This is a genomic window from Novosphingobium oxfordense (genome assembly GCF_044029435.1).
In the GTDB taxonomy this organism is placed as follows: Bacteria; Pseudomonadota; Alphaproteobacteria; order Sphingomonadales; family Sphingomonadaceae; genus Novosphingobium.
In genome coordinates this window covers 42,347-66,550 of sequence record NZ_CP147007.1, presented here as the reverse complement: position 1 = coordinate 66,550, position 24,204 = coordinate 42,347, and the positions used below count along the sequence as shown (strand labels likewise).

The window sequence follows — 24,204 nt, the reverse complement described above, 5'->3', positions numbered from 1 at the left end:
ACGGTCTAGCCTCAGACGATCGGCATATCGTTACGACAAGTCGTTGGATCGATGCCATATGAGCTGGGAGCGCAGTGGGACTGATTATTGGCGGCAAAGTTCCGAGCTGATTTTTCAGCACCATAAGCTGGAAAAAGGTCTTTGCCTTCCCCGAACCAGTCGTCGCTTCTTCGGTCAAGTCGCCGCAGAGAATACGGTGTCCCTAATGAAAGAATGGCGCCAGTGTGGACTTGATGTCACTGCCCCCGTGTATCGGGCAGCAGAAGGTGTGCTTCGCAGCTATCGTGCCGCAATAATCGCCATGCCAGGCCGGGAAACGGTTCAAAAGCGGTTGCTGAACGAAATCGACGGCCTCGTGAGTGACGAGATTGATATCGCTTATCGTACCCCCCTGATACCGCCTAAGGTGCCGGACGGGGCATATGCGACATTGCTTGCACTCAGTCAGAGCCGCAGAAGTACGCGCGATTTCGCGTCCAGACCGGTTGATTTGACTCTCTTGGAACGCGCTGCCACCGTTGCACAGTTAAGCCCAAGCGCGTGCAACCGCCAGCCTTGGCATCTTCATCTCTATGATGATCCAGAAGCCATCAAAGCCATGTTGGCCTTGCAGAACGGTAACAGCGGTTTCGGTCATACCGTCCCGTTGTTAGCCGTCATTACCTCTGACATGGCTTCTTTTTTCGATTCTTCGGAGCGAATGCAGCCGGTTCTGGATGGTGGACTGTTCCTGATGACGCTCCTTCTCGCGCTGGAGGCTCAGGGCTTGGCTACCTGCTGTCTCAATTGGTGCGTTGATCCGGCGACTGACAAGAAAGGACATCGTATCGGAGCGATTCCCGAACAGGAAAAGATTCTAACGTTTCTTGCTATAGGCTACCGGGAAGAAGGAGCTACGTCGCCCCTTTCGGCGCGCCGGCCAATTGAGGACGTCATCCGCCATCATTGAAGGCAAATTGGGCTGATTTTGTGACGGACTGTAGTGCTGATCACCCTCGATGATCAATTATTAGCATCCGACACGCCCGGATACTGGCCTCTAATTGAACAATACTTTTAGTTCGGCCTGACGGACGGTCAGATGCAAGCGGCCGCGCCCTCTCAATTTAATAGGATGGCCGGTGGATCGCTCCAGAATTCGCTTTAGCGTGCAACGAATTTTCTGAACGTTTGATCACTTGGTCGGACGTTCGGTCCAAATCCCGATCTGCAGGTCTTCGACGCGGTGATCAAACTATTCACCAGGCAGTCCGCTTGACCGCCGTTTCTCATTAGTGAGCGAGGTTAGACTAAATTCATGAAAAATGCGAATTGTCGCCAATTGATCCGGAAGGCCGTATTCCCTGTCGCGGGTCTCGGAACCCGCTTTCTTCCCGCCACCAAGGCGATTCCCAAGGAACTTCTGCCCGTCGTTGACCGCCCGCTGATCCAATATGCGGTGGATGAGGCGCGCGAGGCGGGAATCGAGGAATTCGTCTTCGTCACGGGTCGCGGCAAGACCGCGATCGTAGAACATTTCGACACCGCCTACGAACTGGAAGCGACGATGAGCGCGCGCGGCAAGTCGCTCGACGCGCTGGAGCCGACGCGTATTCAGCCGGGCAATCTGGTGACCGTGCGCCAGCAGGTACCGCTGGGCCTTGGCCATGCGGTGTGGTGCGCGCGTGCGGTGATCGGTGACGAGCCTTTCGCGATCTTCCTGCCGGATGAGCTGATGTATGGCTCGCCCGGTTGCATGGCGCAGATGGTCGAGGCCTATAACGAAGTGGGCGGCAACCTCGTCTCGGTGCTGGAAGTGCCGCGGGAGGAAGTGTCCAGCTACGGCGTGATCGCCCCCGGCGAGAGCAAGGGCGCGCTGACCGAAGTCAAGGGGCTGGTCGAAAAGCCCAAGGTGGAGGATGCGCCCTCCAACAAGATCGTTTCGGGCCGCTACATCCTTCAGCCTGAGGTGATGGATCTGCTTGCCAATCAGGGCAAGGGCGCGGGCGGTGAGATTCAGCTTACCGATTCGATGGCCAAGCTGATCGGCGTGCAGCCGTTCCATGCGGTGACTTTCGCCGGCCAGCGCTTCGACTGCGGTTCGAAAGTGGGCTTCGTGGAAGCGACGCTCGCCATCGCGCTCGACCGTCCCGACATGGGCGATGAAGTGCGCGAGATCGCCAGGCGCCTGCTCGCCCGATGAAGGCAGGAGACGGCAGGAGCCCGCTTTCGAAAGGCTCCTGCCGTAAAGGCTGGGGCTTCAGATATGAAAGACCGCCTGCAGCTGTAAGGTTGTCCCGAGCTGCCTGAGCTTCAAGGCACCCTTCTGCCCCGACCGAAAAAGAAGCCAAGGACCAGGATTACAACCGCCACGAGCAAGAAGACCTTTGCGAGGCTGGCAGAAAGACCTGCTACGCCGCCAAAGCCTAGAAGTGCCGCAATCAATGCGACGACAGCAAAAATTATAGCCCAGCGAAACATGAGGGCTCTCCCTTATAAAAGCGCTGCGCCGACCTCTTCGAGCAGCTCTGTTGTAGAACCTCCTGCCAGTGTCTATGTTCCGTGAGATCTTGCAAAGGCCGGGCGTGCCAAAGACAGCGACCTTGCTCGTCTCGCAGCCTCGGCACCCTCCAGAGCCGTGGAATTAGGGTATATCGCCGTAGCTACCTGTCGGTAACTTCAGCGATCCCGCTGAACCGGGAACGCGCAGGCCCTGTCTTTCATGAAACGAGCCGCCGACGGACGCGGCATGGACGCTGTCCTACTCAATCACCAGATCGACCCGCCAGACGCTGAGAAAGCCAGATGCTCAATCGGGTTCTTTTCCCAGTCCAATTCTGGGCTATGGGCACGGTACCGCGGCGTACCGGACAGCCGCCCAAGCCGCGTGAACAGCCATCGTTCTGGTACCCAGATGGAGCCGGGCAAGCGGCATCAGGTGAGACGCACGGCGAAATGCGACTGCCTGTGCAGCTTCAAAGCCAATTCGACCTGCCGGGCGCCTTTCGGTTTTATAGGCGGTCGAATACCGACCCCATCCTGGGACTAAACAATCTCTCATATGTCTTAAGTAGATGCGTATCCGTCATCGCCGCAACCACGTCGCAGATTACCCTCATGTCACCACCGGATGCTTTGTATTGTTGTAAATCGTCGCGTGGAAGCAGGCGCCCAGGATCAGCCTGAAACGCCTCGAAAACAGCGACGACCATTGACTGCCCCTTGAATTCGAGATGCTGAACCGCAGGGCTCGCAATCATTTCATCGACCACGAAGCCTTGCAGCGCATCGAGGAACGCCCGTTGAGGCCGTCGCATTTTGACCTGTTGACGCAGGAGAGGTTCTGCAAACCGACGAACCTCCACAAAATCCACGGCAGTCAGGAAATGATGAACAAGCCTGCTGATGTAGCGCTTGCGCGTCCCTGGATCAGCGAACAGTCCGTCGACCATGCGCGAGAACACATCGTTCTCGCTTTCTTGGGGGTATTTCGACTTGAGGGCATCCAGGAACGACGCGCAATGGCCATCAAGTGCCTCGGAGAAAGATTCCTTTGAAACCAGCCCCAGCGCAATGGCGTCCTCAAGATCGTGGACGCCGTATGCGATGTCGTCGGCGACCTCCATGATGGCGCAGTCGAGCGACTTATGAATGGCTTTGCCGTGTTTCCCTGGCTGCCGGTCAACCGATTGAAACTCTTCGCGATCGTTTCTGGACAGGGGCGCCAGGACCCAATCGACAATATCCTCTTCGCTGTCGAAATAACATTTCGGCGGCTTGCAGGCCTTGGGGTCGAGCACACGGATTGCGGACGGCCCGTCGAGCAGACGCGGGACGATATCGGGATTTCGTGCTTTCTCGAACGAGGCCGGGTACTTGAGGACGCCAAGCATGGTGCGCCGGCATAAGTTGGCGCCAGCGCCGGCCGAATACGGCTCCAACCTGGCAAGGATGCGCAAGGTTTGTCCATTTCCCTCGAAACCGCCAGCATCGCGCATGCAATAGTTGAGCGCTACTTCGCCACCGTGGCCAAAAGGCGCGTGACCAAAGTCATGGGCACAGCCGATTGCGTGCATCATGCTCCGATCCGGCAGCAGCGGCGTCGCTACGTGGTCGGGAAAGGATTTTGCCAGTTGACGGACTAAGCCGCCGCCAATCTGAGCGACCTCGAGCGAATGCGTCAGGCGCGTCCGATAGAAATCGCTGTCGCCAAGATTGAGAATCTGCGTCTTTCCTTGGAGCCTTCGGAACGAGGCGGAATGGATGATGCGGGCGTAGTCGATGTCTCCGTCCTCGCGGGCGTCATCCATTTGAGGGGACCAGCCCTCTCTGCGCTCGTACCAACTCATGCTTTCTCTGCGGACGTTTTGGTTCATCGGGGCACCCTATCGCGCCATATGAAAACGAGAAGGGTTGAAATCCCCAGAAACGCTGATTTTGAACAGAAAGCAGCATCAGCCCGGACACCCACCGAAGAAACAAGAGGTGACACGTTATCGGCGGGTAAGGGTCGTCGCGGGATCAACTTGCCCAAGGTGCTCAAAGGGCGGTTCGCACGAGAATTGGGCCCGTGCCTGATTCCCCTGTGTTCCACACGATCGCGTTGCTGCGCGAACACGGCGGAAACGTCCAGCGGGATCTTCGGTGGGTCCCAGAATTTGCCCGGTATCCTCGTGGGCTCGGCCACCGTGTGCACCCAGGCGCGCAGCACCGTGCGATCACTCCTGTCAATTCCGCACGATCCTTGTGGATCCGATTGGCTTTCCCGCATCACTGGTTCCAGTATTCAGCCCTCGCCCTATCGATGCGGACATGTTGTTCTCGCGGGGGACCAACGATACCGCTTGGGTATCGGTTCCTGACCTGATTGATCCTTGTCGCGCACCACCAGCCAGGCGTACCGGTCGTCCGAGCATCGTCTCCAACAGCCCGGCGCGGCGGTCGCAGGGCAATCCATTGCCGCGTTTCACGGCATGACATTTAGCGCTAGAATGCTGACCAAGAAAAAGGAGCGATCGTATGACCGTCAGCCCTTCGCCGCTTGAAACACCTCGCCGCGATGTTGTTCCGTTTTTTGGCGACGGCAGCGCCTGTCCCCACTGTGCCGATGCCGGCCTCTACGACGCGGCCCTGCGAACCCATGTCCTGCATTTGCTGTCGTTGATCGAAAGTTCGAACGCCTTGCCCCCCGAGGCGGCACTGAGGATTGCAGGCGAATTGCTGCTTTGGTGCGAGCCTCGAGACTCGCTTCACCACCCTCATGCCCACGGGTCCGGACCAACCGGCACCGAAAAGGCTGCTTGAGCACCCCCACCATGACCATCAAGCCATCCTCCGCTGCCACGGAAAGCCCAATTCTTTCACCATCGGCCGCCCTTCTGGAGCAGTTGAGGGATATTTACAAAGACCTCCACGCCAACCCCGAACTCTCGATGCAGGAAACGCGCACCGCCGGCATCGCGGCGAGGTGGTTGGCCGATCTCGGGTTCGAGGTCACTGAAGGCATCGGTGGTACAGGCATCGTCGGCGTACTGCGCAGCGGCGAAGGGCCGACTGTCCTGCTGCGTGCCGACATGGATGCCCTTCCCATCCAGGAAAGCACCGGCTTGCCTTACGCGAGCCAGCGATCGGGGATCGACCGCTTCGGACAGGAAACGGCAATCGCGCATTCCTGCGGGCACGACATGCATGTTGCCTGGCTGATGGGCGTCGCTCACCAGTTCGCCATGAACCGGCAGGATTGGGCGGGCACATTGCTTTGCGTTTTCCAGCCAGGCGAGGAAACAGGTCAGGGTGCCCGCGCCATGATCGAGGACGGGATCGTAAAGCGTTTTCCCAAACCGGCTGTAACGCTGGCGCAACATGTGATGCCCCTGCCCGCCGGACGGATTGGCTGGCGCGTGGGGACCATGCTTTCCGCAGGTGACAGCTGGGAAGTTACCATGTACGGCCGGGGCGCACACGGATCGATGCCGCAAAAAGCGATCGATCCGGTAGTAATGGCAGCGTCCACCGTCCTGCGATTGCAAACGATCGTCTCGCGTGAGGTAGCCATGACTGATAGCGCGGTCGTAACGGTCGGCGCTCTTCAGGCTGGCCGAAGCGAAAACGTAATCCCGGATCATGCCTTGCTTCGCTTGAACGTGCGCACGTTCAAGGAAGAGGTTCGCAAGCGGGTGCTTGCTGCGATCCAGCGCATCGTCGAGGCGGAGGCAGATGCCTCCGGCGCATCTCGCAAGCCCGACATCTCTATTTTGAGCCAATTCCCGCTCACCCGGAACGATGAGCAGGCGACGCTGCGTGTTGTCCATGCCCTGGAAACCGCGTTCGGGCCAACGGCTGTGTCCGAAGTCTCTCCCGCGACCGCAAGCGAAGATTTCGGCCTCTTCGGAACCGCGTGGGATAGCCCTTCGGTATTCTGGGTGGTGGGCGGTATCGATCCGCAGGTCTATGCGAAAGCGCAAGCCACCGGCACTGTCGACGCCTTGCCGGCAAACCATGCACCTGACTTTGCCCCGGCTGTCGATCCAACACTGCTTATCGGCCTCAAGGCGATGACAGCCGCCGCTCTTGCTTGGCTCGCGCCGCCCCAAGCCGGATGACAAACCCCGTAGCGATGCTCGACCAGCCGTTCCTCTCTGTGACGATTGAGTTGCTCGACGGGCTCGGAACCGTTGCCTTTGCAGTCAGCGGCGCCCTCGTGGGCGTCCGCAAGAACTTCGATCTCTTCGGAATCCTGTTCCTTGCCTTCGTGGTTGCCGTTGCCGGTGGGATGATGCGCGATGTATTGATCGGTGCAACGCCGCCGGCCGCCATGCATGACATACACTATTTCGTTATCGCCATGGCCTCCGGCCTGGCCACGTTCTTCTGGTATCCGCGCATCGCCAACCGGACACGACTCTTGCAATTTCTCGACGCGATTGGGTTGGCGCTGTTTGCCGTTGTCGGCACGCAGAAGGCCATAGAGTACGGCGTGAATCCCGTTATGAGCGCCCTGATGGGCATGCTGACCGGCATTGGCGGCGGCATGATCCGAGATGTATTGAGCGGCGACGTTCCCTTCGTTCTGCGTGCAGATCTTTACGCGCTCGCGGCTCTCGCAGCCGGCTCGGTTGTTGCGGTTGGAACGCTTGTCGGCATTCCCTCCATCTATGCCGTGCTGGCCGGCACTGGCCTGTGTCTATTCTTGCGCTTCATGGCCATCTACCGCAGATGGCGCGCGCCACTGCCACCGTCCGCCGCCATTCGGCGTCCGGAGGCGGGAGATTAAGGCGGCATTCGCCGGGTCACCGGGGCGCGACCGGCCTCTTCTCCGGTTGATGGTCAGAGCTTTTTGTTCGCTTGCGATATTCTGCCCACCCGGCTTCCAGAGCTATTGTCCGACGTGCCCGATCCCAGTGAAGGATGCCCACCTCGATCCTCGCTCGAGCGCACTTTGAACCCGCTCTCCTTCCCTGCTAAGCGATGCCGATGCGCTTCATTCACACCGCCGACTGGCAGCTCGGCAAGCCTTTCGGCCGTTTCGACGCGGCGACCCGCACCGCACTGACCGAAGCGCGCTTCGATGCGATCGATACGATCGGCCGGACGGCGGCGGAGCACGAGGCCGACCACGTTTTCGTTGCCGGGGACGTGTTCGACACCGAAGGCCCGGACGAGCGTACCATAGTCCAGGCCGTGACCCGCATGGAGCGTTATGCCTGCCGCTGGTGGCTGCTGCCCGGCAACCACGACTTCGCCCGCAACGGCGGCCTCTGGGACCGCGTGCGAAAGCGGTGCGTGGCCAATGTCACCGTGCTGGCGCAGCCCGAACCCCGCGAAATCGCCGACGGCGTCTGGCTCCTCCCCGCGCCCCTCCTCCACCGGCATACCCGCGAGGACCCGACCGAGACTTTCGATCGCATGGAAACCCCCGGCGCCACTCTGCGCATCGGCCTGGCGCACGGCTCGATCCGCGATTTCGGCACCCAAGGCGACGCGCCGAACTTGATCGCGCCCGACCGCGCGGCACGCTCGAACCTCGATTACCTCGCGCTTGGCGACTGGCACGGCCTGCTCTGCGTCGATGCGCGCTGCTGGTATTCCGGCACACCCGAGACCGACCGCTTCGGCCGCGACGAGCCCGGTCACTGCCTGCTCGTCGAGCTCGCAGCCGGCTCGCTGCCAGCAGTCACGCCTCTGCGCACCGGACGCTACCAATGGCTCCAGCGTGACTGGACGGTCGCAGACTCGACCGGCTTCGCAGCACTCTGCGACGACCTGCTGGCCGCCTGCGAGCCCGCCGCCACGCTGCTGCGCCTCTCACTCTCCGGTATCGTTCCGTTGACCGACCGCGTGGCCATGCTTGCGCGGATCGAGGATGACCTGTCCCACCGCCTGCGCTTTTTCGACGTGCGCGACGGTGATGTCGTCGCGCGGCCGACCGAGGACGACCTCGCCGCGCTTTCCACCGAGGGGATGATAGGCCGGGCCGCAGCCATGCTGCGTGCGAAAATCGAGGAAGGCGGCGCCGATGCCCACCATGCACGGCGGGCGCTGGAGCGCCTCTTCGTCGAGACCCTGAAAGCGCAGGAGAGCGCGGCATGAGCCTGTTCATTCGCCGCATCGCCCTCGAAAACTTCCGCAAATTCCGCCAGCGCCACGAGATCGCCGGGCTGACCGATGGCCTCAACATCGTCATCGAGAACAACGAGGCGGGCAAATCCACACTGCTGGAAGCGGTACGCGCGGGCCTGTTCCTGCGGCACGGATCGAAGACCCAGCTGATCTCCTCGTTCCAGCCGCTGGGGGACGAAGTGGCGCCCGAAGTCGAGCTCGATTTCGCAGTCGGCGGAGATGACTACAGGCTGAAAAAGCGCTTCATCGGCCGCGCCATGGCCGAACTGTCTGGCCCCGGCGGCCGCAGCCAGAATGCCGAAGCGGAAGAACGCCTCCAGCGCCTGCTGGGCTTCGAGGCGCAGGGGCGCACGTTCGATAGCGAACTGGCCGGCGCGCTCGGTATGTTGTGGGTGGCGCAGGCCGAAGCGCTGTCGGTCACGCCGCCGGGCGGCAGAGTGCGCGACATTATCGGTGCCACGCTGCAAGGCGAGGCAGGCACCATCCTGGGAGGTGCGGCCTTCCAGCAGGTGCAGGGCCGCATTGAGGCGCAGTTCCGCCAATTCTTCACCGAAAAGGGCCAAGTCGCCAAGGCCGGACGGCTCGGCACCGCGCAGCAGCGCCTTGCCATCGCGGCTGAGACGCTTGCCGAAGCCCAGCAGCGCGAACAGGCGCTCGAAACTGCATTTTCCGAGCTCGATCAGGCACGACGCCAATTGACGACGCTTCGCCGAGACCTCGACGACGATCAGTATGCAGTGGAGCGGACCGATCTCGAAAAGCGGTTGGAAGCGGCACGCGGTACCGCGCAATTGCTGGCGCAACGGCAACTAGAGGTGACAGGCGCGTCGACCCGACTGGCCGGCCTTCAGGATCTTGCGGACCGCCTTGCACAGACCCAGGACCGGCTTGCGGGCGCCGACGCGCGCAAATCCGCCGCGCAGACCCAGCGTGCGGCGCTCGCGGAAACCCTTGCCTCCGCACAGAGCGAAGTCACTACCGCCGCTGCTGTTCTCGATGCCGCGCGTAGGGCGCGGGACCTCGCCCGCGCGGCACTGGCGAAGGCCCAGGCCCAGGATGCCGCATGGCGGCGCCGTGAGGGCCTGCTCGCCGCCCATGCTCGCCATGGCAAAGTGCTCGCGCTCGAAACCGAGCGCGAGCGGCTGACTGCGGCTACCACGCAAACGGTGCCCGTCCAAGTTCTCGACGAACTCGACGCAGCCGAGCGTGAAATCCTGCGGCACCGCGCCTTGTTGGAAACCGAAGGCACCCATGTCGAACTGACCGGCCCGGTCGCTTCGCTCGAAGGATTCACCCGCGACGGCCATCCGCTCGAACCGGGCGCATGGACACTGACCCGAGAAACACGTGTCGGCCTGCCAGGCGGCGGCGAACTGGTGCTGCGTCCGCCGCAGGCACTGGCTGGCGCGCAAACCGCTCTGGAGGCCGCCACCCGGCGCCGCGCCACGCTTCTTGCCGAGTGGTCGCTGGACAGTCTGACTGCGGCCCGCGCCCGCAACGAGGCGGCCCGCGAGGCCCAGCGTCAGATGGAAACCATCAATGCCCGGTTGCTTGCCGCCACACCCGCCGATCGTGACCTGAGTCTGGCGGCTGGGCCTGACGCGCTCAAAGTCCTCGTCGCCGCCCATCCGCTTGGGCCCGCTGCAACAGAATTGGACAATACGCTCTCCATCGCGCAGGCCGAAACCGAGTGCGGTGTCGCCGAAACTGCATTCGCTCGCGCCGAAACCCTCTACGTCCAGGCAAGCGAAACGCTACGCGCTGCAGAGAAGGCCGACACCCCCCTAGCCATTGCTGAACAGACCGCCGCAAACGACAGCACGAACGCAGCGGAAGACTTGGCCCGGCTGGCGCTCCATGCTGACTTTACCGGGTTGGAAACGGCCCTCGCGGCCGCGCGTGAAGGGGCAGCCAGCGCCTCGGTCGCGTTGGAGAACGCGCGTGCCAATGCTTCGGCGTTTGACGAGGAGGCCCTGCATCGCCGCATCGAGACCCTCATCGCGCGCCGTAAGGCAGCGGAAGACGCCCGCTCCGATTTGAACGTGCGGATTGCCGGTCTGGAGGCGCGGGTGGAAAGCGAGGGCGGCAAGGGTCTTGCCGAGCATGCCGCCGCCGCGCGCGACGAGCATGACAGCGCCCTCGCCTCGCTATCCCGCGCTGCCGACGAAGCCGAGGCCCTGCGCCTGCTTCGCGAAACGCTGGCGCAGGCGCAAGCCGAGACCGCGCGCACGATCACCGGCCCGGTAGCGGCCCGCGCCGCGCGTTATGTCGGGCGTATTCTGCAGGATGCACAGCCCGCATTCGCCGAAGACCTTGGCCTTGCCTCGATCCATCGCGGCGGACTCGACGAGGCATGCGAATACCTGTCGCGCGGCACTCAGGAACAACTGGCCATGCTTACCCGCCTCGCCTTTGCCGACATGCTATTGGAGGAAGGCCGCCCAGTCTCGCTGATTCTTGACGACCCGCTTGTCTATTCCGACGACGTACGCCTCGATGCGATGATCGATCTGATCACCGAGGCCTCCCAGCGCATGCAGGTAATTCTTCTGACGTGCCGAGAACGGGCTTTCCGTCACGTGGATGGCAATCGTCTCCGGCTTTGACTGCAGGACCTTCGTCGGGCTCGCGTACTTTTTTGCGCTCGCGCCGCATATTTCCTCGACGGGCGTGACCTGGCGTAGGTTGCTGGACCACGCTTACCCATTCCTATGGTTGCGCAATTGATATGGGAACTGCTTCGCAGTCCCGGCCAAGATCCATAGACACCGGTCCGTGCCCGACCGATCTTTTTACGTTGGGGAACGATCGGTAAGGTTTGGCCATCCCCCACGCTTTGTCACGAAGGTTGCTCGGTCCGATCGATGAAGCGCAAGGCGCCCAGGACCAGGGCTCGGATGGTTCTCGAACGTACATCGTGAACCGCACCCAATTGCAGGCGGTTCAACGCCTCTTCTTCTTGTGATGTGAGCGAGCCGGCAATGCCGCGGGCCGCGAGGGCGGTGATTTGGCCCGGGCTCCGGCCGAGCTGGGCAAGGTGCTGCAAGGCTGGCAAAAGTCGCTGCTCCACAGGCGTGAAGTCGGTTCCGAAGGGGAAGGATGTAAAATCATCCTCCGGCAGCGCTTCGCCGATCCGCTGAGGTAGATTGTTGCGCCACTCCGGCGGTATAGACCAGCTCGGGCCGACCTTCCCGGCGCTTCTTGCGGCGTCGAGCAGTTCATTCTGAAATCGGCTGTCGGCCACGGCGATCAACCGTTGGACGACGCGTTCGTCGCTCATCCCGCGAAGGTCTGCCACGCCATATTCGGTGACAACTATGTCGCGTAAGTGACGAGGGATCGTCTCGTGACCGTAGCTCCAGACGATGTTGGACTGCACCGCACCTTTGTGCAGGCGGGTCGCGGGGAGGGTGATGATCGATCGCGCACCGTCCAGTTCCATTGCCTGCGCCACGAAGTTGTACTGGCCGCCCACGCCGCTGACGACGCGGCCGTCCTCGAGCGCATCGGAGATAGGCGCGCCAAGCAGGGTCACCATCATCGCGCTATTGACGAAGCGGGCATCGACGCGCGCGGCGCGTTTGGCGCTCTCATCTCCGTAGAGCGCATTGATGTAGGAAATCTCGCGCATCTGGATTCGTGCGCGTGTCTCCTCGTCCATATCGCGCAGCGCCGCGTAGAAGGCGCGGGGCCCCACGAAAAAGCCCCCGTGGAGCACTGCACCCTCGACCTCGCGGCTGACGATTCCGGTGCGGATCAGTTCCAGGAAGCCATCCACCAGCATCTCGGTGGGCGCGTAAAGCCCTTGGTCGAAGCTGCTCATTTCCACGGGCGGACGGACCTGCCCCGCCACCAGCAGAGTATCGACGGCGCTGCGGAAGCGGTCGGGTCGTTGCTGCCGCAGGAGCAGCGAATGGGCCACGGCGTCGCCGATCTCGCCAATGCCGATCTGCAGCGATCCGCCGTCCGGCACCAGTGACGCGACGTGGACGCCGATGGCGTGATGCGCTGCGCTGACCGGTTGCTTTGGCGGCCCGAACAGGGGAAAGCGTGTTTCCGGGCTGTCGAGGATCATCGCGAAATCGTCCGCGGGCAGGTCCGCACGGCCGGGCATGAACGGTAGTTCGTCGTTCACCTGGCCGACCAGCAGGAAATCGGCCTTGCCGGCCTTTCGGTGCAGCAGCAGGTCCAGCGTCATGTCGCTGTTGCAGCTGAGGCTGAAACGATCGCCGCGCCGGGCGACGATCTGGGCGATAACGTTCACGCCGCGATCAAGCAGGCAGCGCGCGGCGTGGGTGTAATTGGCGGAGATATAGCTGCGCTGGGCGATGCCATTGTCCAGCCGGCTGCCTGCCTGGAAGAAGAACTCGTTCACCTCGATATTAGGGGGCATGTCCCCGGAGCGCTGTGCGGCGGCATAGGCGAATTCGGGATAACCGCCCATGGTCCGTTCGAACACCGGCTCCAGGAAACGCCGTTCCAGTTCGGATGTCAGCGCGGGCGGTTCCAGCGTGAGCGCGGTGAAGATGTCCAGCCGGATCGAGGGATCGCGCCGCGCGCGCTCGAACAGGGCGTTGGCCACATGCGGAGACTTGCCCAGTCCCAGCGGCAGGCCCAGCACGATCCGGCCGCCGGTATGGACAACGATGCGATCCGCGATCTCTTCCGGATCGGAAAGAAATGCGGTCACTTCAGTGCGTCCCACCCCGCATCCGGCTCGAAGCGGGGCCCGTGGCTGCGAGCAAGTTCGGTCAGGGCGGCGATGACTTCGCTCACGCCGCGCTCCCTTGCGTAGTGGAGCGGCCCGCCCCGGAATGGCGCGAAGCCGGTGCCGAAAATCATGGCGGCGTCGATCAGGTCAGGCTCGTCGTTCACGCTTTCGCGGAGCACCGCGACGGCGGTGTTGACCATCGGCAGGATCAGGCGGTCCGCAAGGTCAGGGGGCGGCGCATCGGCGGCGTGCTTTTTCACGGCCTTACCGCCGCGCCAGACGTAGATCCCCTTGCCGGTCTTCTTGCCCAATTCGCGCGCCTCGACCTTGTCTTTCAGCCATTGCGGAGCATCCGGCATCGGCCAATCGAGTTCGCGCTTCAACATCTCGGCAACAGCCAGGCCGATATCGAGGCCGACCTGATCGGCCAGTTCCAGCGGGCCGACGGGCATGCCGAAATCGGTCGCCGCCTTGTCGATGGTTTCAGGGGCCAAACCTTCGTCCATCAGCGTCAGCGCTTCGACCAGATAGGGCGTGAGGATGCGGTTGACGATGAAGCCTGGCGCGCTCTTCGCTGCCGCGGGCAGCTTGCCGATCCGGCCGACGAAGGCGCGGGCCTGAGCGGCGACATCGGCGTCTGTGCCGTCGTGAGAGACCACTTCTACAAGATCGAGCCGCGAGACGGGGTTGAAGAAATGGATCCCCACCAGCCGTTCGGGCCGCAAAAGTCCCTCGCGCAGTTCTGCAAGGGGGATGGAGGACGTATTGGTGGCCAGGATCGCACTGTCCTTCATGCGCGGCTCGGCATCGGCGTAGAGCTGACGCTTCAAATCGGCCTTTTCCGGGGCTGCCTCGATCACGAGGTCCGCACTGGCGACGCCATGACCTTCGGGATCGGGGATCAGCCGGTCCAGCGCGTCACGGATCTTCAGTCGGTCGCCATGGGCGATCTTCTCGTAGAGCGCGGCAGCGCGGCCGATGGCGGCCCCGATCGCGTCGGCCTTCACGTCGGACAGGCTGGTGCGCAGACCTTTCCACGCGCACCACGCGGCAATATCGCCGCCCATCGCGCCCGCGCCGATGACGTGGACCTGCGCGATGGCGGAATCCTTGCCGGCCAGATCCTTCAGTTTCTGGCGCAGGAAGAAAACGCGGATCAGGTTTTGCGCGGTGTCGGTAAGCATCAGGCGCGCGAAGGAGGCGATTTCCGCCCGCTTCATCGCCTCCATGTCACCGCCGTGTTCTTCCCAAAGGTCGATCAGTGCATAGGGCGCGGGGTAATGCGCGGAAGGCGCCTGAGCTTCTGCCTGCACGCGCATCTGCCGGGCGGCGAGGCGGCGGGCGGGGGCGCTGTCCTTCAACCGTTCGACAAGACCTTGGCGCGCCTGTTCGAGATTGCCGCTGACGGCCGCCGCAATTGCCGCCTCGACATGGCGTTCGGGCACTACGGCGTCGACCAGACCCATGCGCTTCGCCTGCCGGTCGTGGATGGACCTGCCGGTCAGCATCGCGCCCATGGCCTCGATCGGGTCGCACAAATGGGTGAAGCGGGCCGTGCCGCCAAGGCCGGGATGGAGGCCGATCTGCACTTCGGGGAAGCCGAAACGGGTGCCCTCCACGGCGATGCGCTGCGTGCAGGCGAGGGCGATCTCCAGCCCGCCGCCCATGGCATAGCCGTGCATGACCGCGATCGTCGGGATCGTCAGCGCCGCAAGTCGATCGACCACACCATGGGCTGCTGCGATCCGTTCGCGAATGGCTGCCTCATCGCTGATCCCGCGAAATTCCGAGATATCCGCGCCGGCCAGAAAGCCATCGCGCTTGGCAGAGCGGATCACCAGTGCCTTGGGCGCGCGGTCTTCGACAAGGCCAAGGATTTGGGCGAATTCCTCCAGCACCGCCTGAGAGAGCGTATTGGTGCCCGTGCCCTGCTGGTCGATTACGGCCCAGGCGACGCCATCGGCATCGCGCGCGAATGTCAAATGGGTCAGCCCTGCGGCGCCGGGCGCGTGATCGTGCGGGACGGGACCCAGCGAGAGGTCGCGGTTGGCCAGATAGTTCCAGACGGGATCGTTCATCATGGCCTCCTTCATGCGCGTTCGATCAGCATGGCGCCGCCCTGGCCGCCGCCGATACATTCGGTGGCGATGCCCCGGCCGCTGCCCAGCCGTTCCATCGCCTGCACCAGATGGAGCGCGATGCGCGCGCCGCTGGCGCCGACCGGATGGCCGAGCGAGATCGCCCCGCCATCGACGTTGATCCGCTCCGGATCAATCGTGCCTGCCGCGGCGTCGAGGCCGAGCACGTCACGGCAGAAGCCCTCGTCCTGCCACGCGGCGAGGCAGGCCAGCACTTGCGCGGCGAACGCCTCGTTCAACTCCCAGAGATCGATGTTTTCCAGCGAGAGTTCGTTGCGCTTCAGCAGCTGGGTGGCGGCGAGCACCGGGCCAAGCCCCATTATGGAGGGATCGAGCGCGGACCACTGGCTGTCGACGATGCGGGCGCGGGGTTTCAGCCCATGGCGCTCCACCGCCGCTTCGGATGCGAGGACGGTCCAGCACGCGCCATCGGTGATCTGCGAGCTGTTTCCGGCAGTGACCTTGCCAAAGGGCGGTTCGAACACCGGCCTCAGCTTCGCCAGTTTGGCCATGTCGCTGTCGGGCCGCACGCCGTCGTCATGATCGTGAACGCTGCCGTCACGCGCGAAGGCGGGTTCGAGTTCGCCCTTCAGCCAGCCTTCTGCCTGCGCGCGCGCCAGCCGCTTGTGGCTCTCCACCGCATAGCGGTCCGCAGCCTCGCGCGAGATCGAGAAGAGATGGGCCAGGACTTCGGCGGTCTGGCCCATGCCAAGATTGGTGATTGGATCGGTCAGCCCCCGCTCCAGGCCGACGATGGGCTTCAGGAAGTCGGGCCGAAAGCCGCTTGCCGCCTTGAGCGCGCCCAGCGGGCCTGCCTTGTTGCCCTGCATCGTTGCCAGCCATTCGACCGCATCTTGTCGCAGCACTAGCGGGGCATGGCTCAATGCCTCAGCTCCGCCGGCCAGGATCAGGTCACTGCCGCCGTCGGCGATATAGCGATAGGCCGTGTCGATCGCTTGCATGCCGGAGCCGCAATTGATCTGCACGGTGAAGGCGGTGGTCTGCGCTCCGCAGCCAAGGCGCAGGGCAGCAACGCGCGCCGGGTTCGCTTCGTCCGCAATCACATTGACGCAGCCCAGGATGACCTGATCGAATGCTGTCGGCGTGAAAGGTTGGCGCAGCAGCAGCGGGCGTCCGCATTGCACGGCCAGATCTACAGGGGTGAACGGACCGGGTCCGCCGCGCGCCTTCAGGAACGGCGTGCGGGCGCCGTCGACGATATAGACGGGGCGGCTCATTCGGCAGGCTCGGCGATGCGAGGAGCGGCGCTGTCATGGCCGGAGCGGTCCAGTTCGTCCGCCGCGAAGTCGTCCACAGCGATCACTTCCGCCACCGCCGCGTCGGCTGCACGCAAGGCCTCCAACTCTTCGTCGGTGATAAGGCCTTGGTCGTGTGCCTTGTCCAGATCGCGGACACGCGCCTTGCGGAGCCGGTCGTGGACCGGCTGGGTGGCGACGGTTTGCTTGAACGCTTCGGTCAGACGGCCGACCGCCTCGTCAGCCCCGCCGATATAGACGTTTTCGATAAGCCGATCGCGTGACGGGCATGGTTCCAGCAGGATGTCCGCGCATTGGCGGATCGTCCGGTCGGACGGCCCGTTGCGGCGGCGGCCAAAGGGCTGGATGAACAGGCGCAGCATCCAGCCGACCGGGCGTGCCGGGAAATTGGCGATGATCTCGGCAAAACGCTGCTCGATCGTGGCAAAGCCGCTCTCCATGCACCAGGCCAAGAGCGGCAGGTCGTCGTCCTGCCGACCCTCGTCTTCCCAGCGCTTGAGTGCGCCGGACAGCAGGTAGAGTTCGGAAAGCACGTCGCCCAAGCGGGCCGAAAGCAGTTCGCGCCGCTTGAGCTCACCGCCGAGCGTCAGGAACGATATGTCCGAAACGAAAGCGAAGGCGGCGGCATAGCGGCTCATCTGCCGGTAATAGCGCGTCGCCTTGCCCGCCTTGGGCGCAGGGGCGAACCTGCCGCCGCTCCAGCCGCGCACGAAGGCGCGGATCGCGGTCTTCAGTGCATGGCCGATGTGCTTCCACAGCACCTGGTCGAAATTGGCCAGCGCCCGCCCGCGATTGGCATCGCCGACGGCGCGGATTTCCTCCAGCAGATAGGGGTGCGATCGGATCGCACCCTGTCCGAACACCATCAGGCTGCGGGTGAGGATATTGGCGCCTTCTACCGTGATGCCCACCGGAATCGCGCGGTACTGGCTGCCGAGGTAGTTGCGCGGCCCTTCGATGATCGCCTTGCCGCCGTGAACGTCCATGGCATCGTTGATGACGACGCGCATCCGCTCGGTCGCGTGGAGCTTGAGGATCGAGGAGATCACCGCCGGGTGGTTGCCCTGATCCAGCCCGACGCAAGTGAGCCGGCGCGCGCCGTCCAGCAGGTAGGCATTGCCGGCGATCCGGGCGAGGCGCTCCTGAATGCCTTCAAACTTGCCGATCGGCAGGTTGAACTGTGACCGAACACGGGCATAGGCGCCGGTGGTATGCGCGGCGAAGGCGCCCGCTGCCGCGGAGAGCGAGGGCAGCGATATCCCGCGCCCGGCAGCCAGCGCGCTCATCAACATCTTCCAGCCCTGGCCGACACGCTCCGGTCCGCCGATCACGTTGTCCAGCGGGATGAAGACGTCATGTCCTTCGTTCGGGCCGTTCTGGAAGGTCTGCATGGAGGGTACATGGCGGCGGCCGATGGTAACGCCTGGAAGGTCCGTGGGCACGAGCGCCACGGTAATTCCGATCTCGTCCTGATGGCCAAGCAGATGGTCGGGATCGCGCAGCTTGAAGGCCAGACCCAGTATCGTCGCCACCGGTCCCAGCGTGATATAGCGCTTGTGCCAGTTGAGGCGGATTCCTAGCACGTCTTCGCCGTTCCATTCGCCCCGGCAGATCACGCCTTCGTCGATCATCGAGGCGGCGTCAGAGCCCGCCTCCGGGCTGGTAAGCCCGAAAGCCGGCACTTCGCGTCCGTCTGCAAGGCGGGGCAGCCAGTGCTCCTGCTGCGCCTTGGTGCCGAAGCGCAGGATCAGTTCGCCCGGCCCCAGCGAGTTGGGCACCATGGCGGTCACTGCCGTCGAGACAGAGCGTGTGGCGATCTTGCGCACGATCTCGCTATGCGCGAAGTTCGAGAAGCCGAGGCCGCCGTGCTCCTTGGGAATGATGATCCCGAAGAACTTCTCGCGCTTCAGGAATTCCCAGGCTTCCGGAGGCAGGTCGCGGGTTTCCCACGTCATCCGCCAGTCGTCGATCATTGCGCAGAGCGTATCGACCGGGCCGTCCATGAAGGCGCGTTCTTCTTCGGTCAGCGCGGCGGGGGCCAAGGACAGCAGTTGCTCCCAGTCCGGATTGCCGGTGAACAGCGCAGCGTCCCACCAGGTGTTGCCTGCGTCGATCGCCTCGTTCTCCGTGGCGGAGAGGGCAGGAAGCGCGGACTGCACGAGCGAGAGGACCGGGCGCGTCAGGATTTCGCGGCGGGCGGTGGTGGCAAAGTCGGCGGCAAGCGACATCGGACAGGCTCCTTCTCCTGCGTCCACAACGCTCGCGCTGCGCGAATTGCTCCCGTGCATGGAATGCTTACGCGGCCTGCCTGTCATTTAGTGATCGGTGCTTCGGTTCGAATGGCTCGGGACTTCGGATAGCCGAAACCGATGCCCACGCTCAAATTAACGATTAGTCTTCGCCCTCCGGAGACTGATAGTCGCTTTCATCGCCGATCCGGAAGGAAGGTGAAACATCGTGGGTTGAACTGACAATACGTTGATGTTGGTCCTCCTTGCTGAGCCGATCCATCGCCCATTCGCCGAAAGGCCGCCGCCGAGGGAGCCGCCGCCATCATCCATGAAAGCCTTGCGAAACCGGCGAAAGGCTGCGCGGGGGAGAGATCATGATCGACGCGGTGCTTCGCCTCGCGGGGCAGAGCGAATAGCTGCGGGCGCGGCGAATCCCGGCCCGTTCGCCAGCGACCTCGCGCACGAAGGCCGCCGCGAGGGACAGAATGTCCGCTTCGCTCATTCCTTGTCCCATCGGAAGGTTCACGACGAAGAAGCCAATCGGATAGCCCGAGCCATGACGCTGAAATTGAGTTCGCCTCCGCTGTGGATCCCGAGGAAATGCGCGGGACCGAACAGCTGATGGGTGTAAAAGTCGAAGGCGTGCTTGTCCGGCCGGCAACTGAGCATCCTGCCATAGGCCGCGAAGATCGCCTCGGCCGCGGATTAGCTGTGGCGGAAATGGGCGAGCGGCATAACCACCCCAGGACGCGTGGTCGGCTGATCTGTCTCAGCATGTCCTGAAGTGCCGCGCCCCGCTGTCAGAACCAGGCGGACTCTGCGCCCCAGCTCTCGAGTAGCAATTCGACGCCGCCGCCTTTGATGTCGGCGGGGAGCGAAACCATCCAGAATTTGTGTGAGCGAGAGCCAACCTGGTCGCTCTGGTACGAACTGTCGGCGAACAGGCGATCGGCGACTTCCTGAGTAAAAGTGCCAGCCGCGACCTGGGCCGCGAAGCGCGGACCGGAGGGTGTCGAGGCTGGACGGATAGATGCCGCCCCGCCGAGGCGTGTCGATCTCCGCATCGATAAGGCGTGTATAATGCCATGCGCGGATCGTGCGCGCTTCCATCAGTTGCACGATGTGCTCTGTCCCCCACATGAACTCGCCAGCAGAGGGATTCTCGGGATAGCGCATGGTATGGCCGGAAGCCTGGCGCTCCAACCATTGGCGGCGCGAAGTGATCATGTAATCGAGTATGACATCGGCGTGGAGATCGAGATCGCCACACAATTCGCCGAAGGTCTCGACGTTCCAGACGTCGATGGCGGTGCTGCCTTCGTCCACTCCATCGCTCCGGTTTGAACGCCGGTGTCTGCGCGGTATGGGGCGAGGAGGCCCTCTATCAGGGTTGAGCCCTCCTCCTCGCCGAATTTGTTCTTGGTGAAGGACTCCTGCGGCAACTCCGCCGCGATTTGCAGTTGGAGAGACGCCAGCAATCAACAGCCTGCTCCGCTTGAGCCTGCTCGCGCGACAGCGCATCCGCCCGCCAATCATACTCGCCATCCCTTGCATCAAACGTTATTGACACATCGGTCCATAATGGTTATCGCCTCCCAATGGCTAGACCACGCGAATTTGATCGGGATGCAGCCCTCCAAAAGGCGATCGACGTTTTTTGGGCGAAGGGATTCGCGGCGACGTCGACTGACGACCTGAAGGACGCGATGGGGATTGGGCGCCAGAGCCTCTACAACGCCTTCGGCGACAAGCGTCAACTCTACGTCGAAGCACTGCGCACCTATCAGCGCGGAACAACCAGCGGGCATCTACGCCGCCTCACCGATCCGGCGTCCCCCATCGCCGGTATCGAAGCGCTTCTCGTCGGGCTCATCGATGAGGACGACGACCGCCGATTGCTTGGTTGCATGGGCGTTGGATCGATCTGCGAGTTCGGTTCTACGGACCCCGAACTGGCATCGCTCCGTGAGAAAATCGCACCGGTACTTCACGAACATCTGCTTGCGCGCGTCGAGGAAGGCCAACGGCTGGGTGAGATCGACAGCACCATCAACGCGGGCGACGCAGCAAGTTTTGTGCAAATGACGATGACCGGCCTGCAGACCGCAGCGCGGGCGGGCGGAAGTCTCGACGACTTGCGCAAACTGGCCCGCTTCAGCGTGGACAGGCTCAAGACGAACTAGGCTTCCTCCGCCGGGGTCATAAATGAGGTGGGATTGCCCGGATGTGCCGCTCGATAGCGCATTATGGACTACTTAGTCAATAACTGGAGAAGTATCGTGAGGGAAGATACGAAGAGAGCCGCGTTGGCGTTCGGCGGTTCGCCCGGCATCGGCGCCGCGACGGTCGCACGCTTCGCGAAGGATGGTTACAAGGTGGTCTTCACCTACGCGTCACGTGAGGACAAGGCGCACCAAATGGTGAGCGCGGTCGCATCCGCCGCCGGTGAAGCGATGGCCATCAAAGCGGACAGTTCCGACCCTTGCCAAATCCTGTTTGCGGTCGAGCAAGCCACCGAAACGTTTGACCGGATCGACGCGCTCGCGGTGAATGCGGGCGATGCAGTATCCGTCGACCAATTCGACCAGACGCTCAATCTGCGCGGTTTGTTCCTCGCCATCGAGGCGGCCGCCGCCCACGTCAACGACGGCGGCCGCGCAATCACCGTCGCCGGAAACGTCGCGATTCGCTCCGGCATGGCCAGTACCAGCATCTACCAATCCACCAAGGCGGCGGCCGGGCTATGGTGAAGGTTGTTGTCCTCGACCTCGCTCGGCCTTCCATCGCCGTTAACAGCATCCAGCCCCGGCCGACCGACACGAACATCAATACCGTGTCATCGAGTTTCTTGCCAACAAGAGTCCGCTGAAGCGCGGCGCCAGGCCCTCGGAGATCGCTGGGCTGATTGCCTACATCGCCAGCGACTGGACCGGCTACATGACTGGTTCGAGCGCCGCGATCGATTGCGGCTCCACCCTCTGACCCTAAGCCGGATGGCAAACAGGTTGGAAGCTTCGCGTGAAAGCGATGTGCCGCCTCCACGCCCCAGCTCTTTTCGACTTTTGGAACGATCACTTAGAATGAAAGGAATCAAGCAATGAAAGTTGTTTCGATGGCAGCGACTGGAAGCACCGGGGTGCTGCAACTCCAGGAAGTCGCGGACGTACGGCCTGGTCCGGGCCAGATCGTTGTCGACGTGTCTGCGGCCGGGGTGAACTTCATGGATATCGGCACGCGCAGGGGCACAATCGCAATGTCCCTGCCACTGGTTCCCGGCGTGGAAGGGGCTGGGCGGGTGGCTGCTGTCGGCGAAGGCGTTACCGAACTCGAGATTGGCCAGCGAGTCGCGTGGGTGTTCGCTTGGGGCAGTTACGCAAGCAAGGTGGTGATGCCCGCAACCTCGGCGGTCCCAGTTCCGGACGACATTGACGACAACCTAGCTGCCTCTCTGATGATGCAGGGCCTGACAGCCAGTCATTTCGCAACCGACTTCTATCCCGTTCAAGAAGGTGACGTCGCGCTTGTTCATGCAGCGGCAGGCGGCCTGGGCCAGATCCTCTCGCAGGTCATCAAGCTACGCGGCGGCACCGTGATCGGCCGCGTTTCAAGTCGGGCGAAAGTGGCAGCGGCAAGGGCCGCAGGCTCCGACCATGTAATCGTCGACGCTCAAGGCGATTTCTCTGCAGAGGTGCTCGAATTGACCGATGGACAGGGCGTGACCGTCGTTTATGACGGTTCCGGCCCATCGACCTTCAATGGCTCGCTTGCCTCGCTCCGCCGCTCTGGCACCCTGTGTTGGTATGGACCGGTTCTGGGCGGCCCGGGAGGCCTGGACATCATGGGTCTGCCGCGCAGCGTAAAAATCGGCTACGCCGTGTTCTCCGACCATATCCCGACCCCCGAACTCCTCCGCGAACGGACACAACGCCTGTTCGATTGGGTCCGCGAAGGTAAGCTGGTCATTGCTCCGGCAACGGAGTTTCCACTCTCTGCCGCGGCGTTGGCACACGAAGCTATGGAGAGCCGGGCTACCACAGGTAAACTGCTCCTCATCCCATGAACGTCCCCTGCCCGGGGGCGCCTTGCGAAGGACGCCTCCGGGGTGGGCCCCTGCTGAAGCCATCCCGTGTTACCCTGGATTAGCGTGAGGTCCGGTTGTGGCGCGAGCCTCCGTTTCCGGGGCCGCGCCTGATAGAGAGCGTAGTCGGCAGCATCTATGGAAGATTGAATATCAAGCTGCCGAAGAAGCTCTAGCTTAGCTGAAGAAAATGAGAGGCAACGCGGATCTTGTGATGGAAGTCCAAAAGCAGCTTCAAGAGACGCCTCCGCCAGTTTGTACGCAAACGCATCGCGCAAAGCTTCTATCCGCTCGGTTGCGGCGTCCGCTCCTTGTTGCGCTTGTCTGCGACAAAACTCTGCCCATTTTCAACGCGGACGATATGAAATAGGCCCGTCGCCTCGAAGAGCGCGGTGAAGTTCCGAACGCCGTAATTGCGTGGATCGATCGGTGCCTGTCTGCGTGCAGCTGCCCCCGCCGCCGCCATGTGCGCCCAGCCATCCTCGCGGACGGTGGCCTCCACTGCACCACGCAATATGGCAACAAGCTTGGTGTCCTGCGACAGCGCCTTGCCCGCTGCCTTTGGAGGCAAGACTGTTCCATTGCTATCGGGTTTGGCGGCGGCCTTAAGCTTTACGGCCGGCACCAATGGAGCTGCGGCAACGAGCGGTTCACCCAATGTGTCGAGGTAAAGAAACGCAGTGCAGGCGTTCACGAACGGCGAAGGTGTCTTACGCTCACCGAAGCCGTAGACCTCATGCCCGTTTCCTCGCAGCTGCATCACCAGCGGCGTGAAATCGGCATCGCTGGAGGCAATGCAAAAGGCATCGAGCTTTTGCGTATACAATAGTTCCATGGCGTCAATTACCAGCGCTATGTCCGTGGCATTCTTGCCGGTGGAATAGCTGAACTGCTGGACCGGTCGAATCGCGAAATCGTGCAGCTTATCCTTCCAATTCTTGAGGCCCGCGCTTGCCCAATCCCCGTAGGCGCGTCGAATGTTTGCCGTCCCGTATTTGGATAGTTCTGCAAGCATCTCCGCAATCTTGCCATGTGGCACATTGTCGGCATCGATAAGCAACGCAATCCTGCGATCCGGCGTGCTGCGGTCTAGATATTCCAATTTCACCGTGTCCCCCCAAATCCAGTCAGTTACCTTTCCGCGCAGCGATGCCGCGAACGCCACAGACAT

At 62.7% G+C, this 24,204-nt stretch carries 20 protein-coding genes; 11 read left to right on the top strand and 9 right to left on the bottom strand.

The window, feature by feature from the left end; translation table 11 throughout:
• The first annotated feature begins 58 nt into the window (after positions 1-58).
• Entirely contained in the window at positions 59-949 is an 891-nt protein-coding gene (locus WBP07_RS20295) for a nitroreductase family protein (RefSeq protein WP_395396232.1), read from the top strand.
• 348 nt (positions 950-1,297) lie between these two features.
• A complete protein-coding gene (locus WBP07_RS20290; protein WP_395396231.1) occupies positions 1,298-2,182 on the top strand; it encodes a UTP--glucose-1-phosphate uridylyltransferase in 885 nt (294 codons plus the stop codon).
• 110 nt (positions 2,183-2,292) lie between these two features.
• On the opposite strand, the gene WBP07_RS20285 is transcribed toward WBP07_RS20290, so the two are convergent.
• A complete protein-coding gene (locus WBP07_RS20285; protein ID WP_207080913.1) occupies positions 2,293-2,460 on the bottom strand; it encodes a DUF1328 domain-containing protein in 168 nt (55 codons plus the stop codon).
• Positions 2,461-2,990: 530 nt separating this feature from the next.
• Positions 2,991-4,328: an anti-phage deoxyguanosine triphosphatase gene (locus WBP07_RS20280; RefSeq protein ID WP_395396482.1), complete on the bottom strand. Its 1,338-nt coding sequence runs from the start codon at positions 4,326-4,328 to the stop codon at positions 2,991-2,993.
• Between the two features lie 670 nt (positions 4,329-4,998).
• On the opposite strand from WBP07_RS20280, the gene WBP07_RS20275 reads away from it, so the two are divergent.
• The 5 genes from WBP07_RS20275 (at position 4,999) to WBP07_RS20255 (ending at position 11,204) form a co-directional block, all read left to right on the top strand.
• Positions 4,999-5,283: a hypothetical protein gene (locus WBP07_RS20275; RefSeq protein ID WP_395396230.1), complete on the top strand. Its 285-nt coding sequence runs from the start codon at positions 4,999-5,001 to the stop codon at positions 5,281-5,283.
• An 11-nt stretch (positions 5,284-5,294) separates the two neighbouring features.
• Entirely contained in the window at positions 5,295-6,581 is a 1,287-nt protein-coding gene (locus WBP07_RS20270; RefSeq protein ID WP_395396481.1) for an amidohydrolase, read from the top strand.
• A 14-nt stretch (positions 6,582-6,595) separates the two neighbouring features.
• Complete coding sequence (locus WBP07_RS20265; RefSeq protein ID WP_395396229.1) at positions 6,596-7,252, top strand: trimeric intracellular cation channel family protein; 657 nt, start codon at positions 6,596-6,598, stop codon at positions 7,250-7,252.
• 200 nt (positions 7,253-7,452) lie between these two features.
• A complete protein-coding gene (locus WBP07_RS20260; RefSeq protein ID WP_395396228.1) occupies positions 7,453-8,568 on the top strand; it encodes an exonuclease SbcCD subunit D in 1,116 nt (371 codons plus the stop codon).
• A complete protein-coding gene (locus WBP07_RS20255; RefSeq protein ID WP_395396227.1) occupies positions 8,565-11,204 on the top strand; it encodes an AAA family ATPase in 2,640 nt (879 codons plus the stop codon). The genes WBP07_RS20260 and WBP07_RS20255 overlap by 4 nt, the downstream gene beginning before the upstream one ends.
• Before the next feature lie 233 nt (positions 11,205-11,437).
• Here the strand turns inward: WBP07_RS20255 and WBP07_RS20250 are convergent, their stop codons facing one another.
• The 6 genes from WBP07_RS20250 to WBP07_RS20225 form a co-directional block, all read right to left on the bottom strand.
• Positions 11,438-13,288, bottom strand: coding sequence for an acetyl-CoA hydrolase/transferase C-terminal domain-containing protein (locus tag WBP07_RS20250; RefSeq protein WP_395396226.1), 1,851 nt, complete (start codon positions 13,286-13,288; stop codon positions 11,438-11,440).
• Positions 13,285-15,387 (bottom strand): 3-hydroxyacyl-CoA dehydrogenase NAD-binding domain-containing protein, encoded by a 2,103-nt coding sequence (locus WBP07_RS20245; protein WP_395396480.1) that lies wholly within the window; start codon positions 15,385-15,387, stop codon positions 13,285-13,287. The genes WBP07_RS20250 and WBP07_RS20245 overlap by 4 nt, the downstream gene beginning before the upstream one ends.
• Positions 15,388-15,398: 11 nt before the next feature.
• On the bottom strand, positions 15,399-16,685 hold the full coding sequence (locus WBP07_RS20240; protein ID WP_395396225.1) for an acetyl-CoA C-acetyltransferase: 1,287 nt from the start codon (positions 16,683-16,685) through the stop codon (positions 15,399-15,401).
• Entirely contained in the window at positions 16,682-18,952 is a 2,271-nt protein-coding gene (locus WBP07_RS20235) for an acyl-CoA dehydrogenase (protein ID WP_395396224.1), read from the bottom strand. The genes WBP07_RS20240 and WBP07_RS20235 overlap by 4 nt, the downstream gene beginning before the upstream one ends.
• Positions 18,953-19,277: 325 nt before the next feature.
• Positions 19,278-19,457 carry a hypothetical protein gene (locus WBP07_RS20230; RefSeq protein ID WP_395396223.1) on the bottom strand — a complete coding sequence of 60 codons (180 nt, stop codon included), beginning with the start codon at positions 19,455-19,457 and terminating at the stop codon, positions 19,278-19,280.
• Positions 19,458-19,660: 203 nt separating this feature from the next.
• Positions 19,661-20,281, bottom strand: a complete 621-nt coding sequence (locus WBP07_RS20225; RefSeq protein ID WP_395396222.1) for a hypothetical protein — start codon at positions 20,279-20,281, stop codon at positions 19,661-19,663.
• A gap of 272 nt (positions 20,282-20,553) precedes the next feature.
• Between WBP07_RS20225 and WBP07_RS20220 the strand changes: the two genes are divergently transcribed.
• From WBP07_RS20220 to WBP07_RS20205, 4 genes are all read left to right on the top strand, one after another.
• The gene (locus tag WBP07_RS20220) at positions 20,554-21,138 is read left to right on the top strand and encodes a TetR/AcrR family transcriptional regulator (RefSeq protein WP_395396221.1); all 585 of its coding nucleotides are present in this window, start codon (positions 20,554-20,556) and stop codon (positions 21,136-21,138) included.
• Positions 21,139-21,234: 96 nt separating this feature from the next.
• Entirely contained in the window at positions 21,235-21,705 is a 471-nt protein-coding gene (locus WBP07_RS20215) for an SDR family NAD(P)-dependent oxidoreductase (RefSeq protein WP_395396220.1), read from the top strand.
• A gap of 88 nt (positions 21,706-21,793) precedes the next feature.
• Positions 21,794-21,937 carry an SDR family oxidoreductase gene (locus WBP07_RS20210; protein WP_395396479.1) on the top strand — a complete coding sequence of 48 codons (144 nt, stop codon included), beginning with the start codon at positions 21,794-21,796 and terminating at the stop codon, positions 21,935-21,937.
• Between the two features lie 115 nt (positions 21,938-22,052).
• Entirely contained in the window at positions 22,053-23,015 is a 963-nt protein-coding gene (locus WBP07_RS20205; RefSeq protein WP_395396219.1) for a quinone oxidoreductase family protein, read from the top strand.
• 301 nt (positions 23,016-23,316) lie between these two features.
• Here WBP07_RS20205 and WBP07_RS20200 read toward each other — a convergent pair whose 3' ends face one another.
• A complete protein-coding gene (locus WBP07_RS20200; protein ID WP_395396218.1) occupies positions 23,317-24,204 on the bottom strand; it encodes an NYN domain-containing protein in 888 nt (295 codons plus the stop codon).

What these genes read in the sequence shown, in the direction of transcription:
- WBP07_RS20265 (WP_395396229.1), top strand. Translation starts at nt 6,596, where the DNA reads ATGCTCGACCAGCCGTTCCTCTCTGTGACGATTGAGTTGCTCGACGGG.
- WBP07_RS20235 (WP_395396224.1), bottom strand. Translation starts at nt 18,952, where the DNA reads ATGTCGCTTGCCGCCGACTTTGCCACCACCGCCCGCCGCGAAATCCTG.
- WBP07_RS20200 (WP_395396218.1), bottom strand. Translation starts at nt 24,204, where the DNA reads ATGTCTGTGGCGTTCGCGGCATCGCTGCGCGGAAAGGTAACTGACTGG.
- WBP07_RS20285 (WP_207080913.1), bottom strand. Translation starts at nt 2,460, where the DNA reads ATGTTTCGCTGGGCTATAATTTTTGCTGTCGTCGCATTGATTGCGGCA.
- WBP07_RS20295 (WP_395396232.1), top strand. Translation starts at nt 59, where the DNA reads ATGAGCTGGGAGCGCAGTGGGACTGATTATTGGCGGCAAAGTTCCGAG.
- WBP07_RS20240 (WP_395396225.1), bottom strand. Translation starts at nt 16,685, where the DNA reads ATGAGCCGCCCCGTCTATATCGTCGACGGCGCCCGCACGCCGTTCCTG.
- WBP07_RS20270 (WP_395396481.1), top strand. Translation starts at nt 5,295, where the DNA reads ATGACCATCAAGCCATCCTCCGCTGCCACGGAAAGCCCAATTCTTTCA.
- WBP07_RS20230 (WP_395396223.1), bottom strand. Translation starts at nt 19,457, where the DNA reads ATGAGCGAAGCGGACATTCTGTCCCTCGCGGCGGCCTTCGTGCGCGAG.
- WBP07_RS20290 (WP_395396231.1), top strand. Translation starts at nt 1,298, where the DNA reads ATGAAAAATGCGAATTGTCGCCAATTGATCCGGAAGGCCGTATTCCCT.
- WBP07_RS20260 (WP_395396228.1), top strand. Translation starts at nt 7,453, where the DNA reads ATGCGCTTCATTCACACCGCCGACTGGCAGCTCGGCAAGCCTTTCGGC.
- WBP07_RS20275 (WP_395396230.1), top strand. Translation starts at nt 4,999, where the DNA reads ATGACCGTCAGCCCTTCGCCGCTTGAAACACCTCGCCGCGATGTTGTT.
- WBP07_RS20220 (WP_395396221.1), top strand. Translation starts at nt 20,554, where the DNA reads ATGGCTAGACCACGCGAATTTGATCGGGATGCAGCCCTCCAAAAGGCG.
- WBP07_RS20245 (WP_395396480.1), bottom strand. Translation starts at nt 15,387, where the DNA reads ATGAACGATCCCGTCTGGAACTATCTGGCCAACCGCGACCTCTCGCTG.
- WBP07_RS20255 (WP_395396227.1), top strand. Translation starts at nt 8,565, where the DNA reads ATGAGCCTGTTCATTCGCCGCATCGCCCTCGAAAACTTCCGCAAATTC.
- WBP07_RS20280 (WP_395396482.1), bottom strand. Translation starts at nt 4,328, where the DNA reads ATGAGTTGGTACGAGCGCAGAGAGGGCTGGTCCCCTCAAATGGATGAC.
- WBP07_RS20205 (WP_395396219.1), top strand. Translation starts at nt 22,053, where the DNA reads ATGAAAGTTGTTTCGATGGCAGCGACTGGAAGCACCGGGGTGCTGCAA.